Below are 2,969 nucleotides of genomic sequence, written 5' to 3'. Positions count from 1 at the left end.
CTAAAGGGGAAGAATAAAATATACATAGGTGGAATCACAGGGATTAGCTTGATATCATTGGAAGAACTAGATGATTATTTAACTAACCGCGAGCCGGCCAGTGTAACATTAAATCAACTCTTAATATTCAACATCCCAGTAACACCTAGTGGGGAAGTGTTAATAAATCAATTAAACAAAACTAAAAAAATAAAACTAAAATATTCAGACTACCCATTCACGTTATTATTTAATAGCCCTAAGGTCCATCAGCAAGATATTAATTACATCTACCAAATGCGAGGTTTGTCTGATTCATTGATTAACTCAGAAGGTATAAATTCAGCGACTTATACAAATTTATCTCCCGGTGATTATGAGTTTTCAGTTTATGCTATTGATCCTATCTCTGGTAAAAAAGGCGAAGAGAAAAACTTACTTATTGAGATAACCCCTCCTTGGTGGCTATCACTCCCAGCAAAGATAATCTATTTTACTTTTGCCCTATTAATGTCGATAACCATAATTAAAATATCCCTAAAACGACGTGAGATTCAAAGACAGATAGCCAAAAGTGAAGAGCGCTTAAAACTATCACTCTGGGGCAGTGGCGATGAGATGTGGGATTGGGATATTGAAACGGGTCAAATCTATCGCTCTAATATCTGGGGATCGCTAGAGTTCCCAAGAGATGGACAACGCTCAGGACAAAAGGGGGAAGAGAGTAATATCCATCCTATGGATCAAACTCGCGTCCGTGATGCGCTAAACAAACACTTCTATGGTGAAACTGATCATTTTGAGGCAGCATATCGCGTCAAAGGTAAATCTGACGACTGGGTATGGATTTTAGACCGCGCTAAGATTGTTGAACGCGATGAGAATGATAATGCACTGCGAATGACAGGAACGATTAAGAATATTAATAACTTCAAACAAGCTGAAGAACAACTTCGCTTATTTGAACGAGCGATTCAAAATATCTCTGAAGGTATGTTCATCTTAGATAGTGAATTCAATTTCGTAGAGGTTAACGAAGCTTGCTGCGATCTATCAATGCTAAGCAAGAAGGACTTTATTGGTACCCTATTCAACTTTGACTTATACCCCGACAGTTACTCAGAGCAAATCCGCTCTATCTTAAAACAACAGGGTCGTTGGAGTAACGAAGTCGAATCAGCCAGAGGCAACGGTACTAGCTTCTTGATGGAACTGACCGTTGATGCGATATATGACGAACAAGGTGAGCTATCGCATTATGTCGGTGTATTCTCAGATGTCAGTCGCAGAAAACAACAAGAGGAAGAGCTCAGAAAACTGACCAATAACGATCTGTTGACTAACCTTCCGAACCGCTCCAACCTGATGGTCACGCTGGGTAACTTAGTTAAAAGAGATTCCCACCATACTTTGATGGTTTTGGATCTGGATAATTTTAAAAAGATTAACGATTCATTGGGTCATCAAGTTGGGGACGAACTACTCATATTAGTTTCCGAGCGAATACAAGCCGCTGTACCCGACCACACCAGTATTTACCGTTTAGGCGGTGACGAATTCGCTATATTGATAGATAAGAATCCCGATATAGGTGTAAGTGCTGTTATCGCCAAGACAGTCATCCACGCATTTGAAACTTCGTTTCAACTGTCAGCAGAAAAAGTCGTGGTTGGCGTCAGTATCGGCATTGTGTTGTACCCTGAAGATGATCAAAACGAGCAAGCATTACTTCGAAAAGCGGATATTGCTATGTATCACGCAAAATCAGGCGGCGGAAACCGTTACCAGTTCTATTCAGAATCACTAAACAAGAATGCTATTAGACAACTCGAAGTTGAAAACCTGATCCGTGAAGCTATAAAAGATGATTTATTTGAAGTCTACTACCAGCCTAAAGTCGATTTAAAGACTGGTCATATGGCAGGTATGGAAGCCCTTGTTAGACTAAATCATCCACAACATGGACTAATACCACCAAACAGCTTTATTCCATTAGCTGAAGAGAACGGCCTTATCGTTGAGATTGGTGATATTGTATTAAAGAAAGCTTGTTTTGCTGCGCAAAAATGGCGCTCATTAGGACTATTTAATGGTCGCGTAGCCGTTAATTTATCCTCGAAACAGTTCGCATTACCTGATCTTCAACAACGTATAGAGTCAATTTTACGTCTCACTCAACTCCCCGCTGCCAATTTGGAGCTTGAAATAACGGAAGGCACCGTAATTAGTGAGCCAGAAAAAGCAATAAAAGTAATGCAACAGTTATCAAAAATGGGTGTTAGTTTAGCCTTAGATGATTTTGGTACAGGCTACTCATCACTATCATATTTAAAACGATTCCCGATTAATACCTTGAAAATTGATAAAGCATTTGTCGATGATATCGACAAATCTGACCGCGATTTAAAGATGGTCGATTCAATCATCACTATCGCCCATAACATGGGGCTTTCAGTGGTAGGGGAAGGGGTTGAAGAAGCATCTCAACTGAATATTCTCCGAGCACTCAAGTGTGAAGAGATCCAAGGTTACATATTTAGTAAAGCAGTAACAGAATCTGAATTCACAACCCTGCTACGAAATGATACAAACTCAAACCCATTAAAAGCCATATCCCTAAATAATACTTAAACTCAACAACAATTAGAACATTGGCACGACATCTGCAATAACCTTTTCAATAGTCAAAAAGACTGAAACTTCGAAAAGGTTTAAAATGAAAAAGATAATTAATGGATTAGTTGCCTCTGTAGCGTTTGCATGTTCATTCCCAGTGATGGCGTCAAGCCACACCATAGTCGCCGACTACGACAAGGATGACCTCCTATATCAAGAGCAAGCTATAAATCTTGCTGGTATTCCAAACGTCAAATTTAAGCCGCTACAAACAGCTGGTATTCCAAACGTGAAGTTTAAGCCGCTGCAAACAGCTGGTATTCCAAACGTGAAGTTTAAGCCGCTGCAAACAGCTGGTATTCCGAACGTGAAGT

General features: G+C 39.8%; 1 protein-coding gene and 1 pseudogene. Both read left to right on the top strand.

The window, feature by feature from the left end; genetic code table 11:
• The coding region (locus tag CXF82_RS01010; protein WP_145991629.1) for an EAL domain-containing protein at window positions 1–2,610 on the top strand (2,610 nt) is incomplete at its 5' end.
• Between the two features lie 85 nt (window positions 2,611–2,695).
• Window positions 2,696–2,969 (top strand): annotated as a pseudogene (locus tag CXF82_RS01005) (hypothetical protein); the annotation flags it as partial.

Origin of the sequence: Shewanella sp. GutDb-MelDb, from assembly GCF_002836075.1 — a bacterium.
Taxonomy (GTDB): domain Bacteria; phylum Pseudomonadota; class Gammaproteobacteria; order Enterobacterales; family Shewanellaceae; genus Shewanella.
Note: the sequence above shows the minus strand (reverse complement) of the source record. Positions and strands in the feature narration are given on the sequence as shown.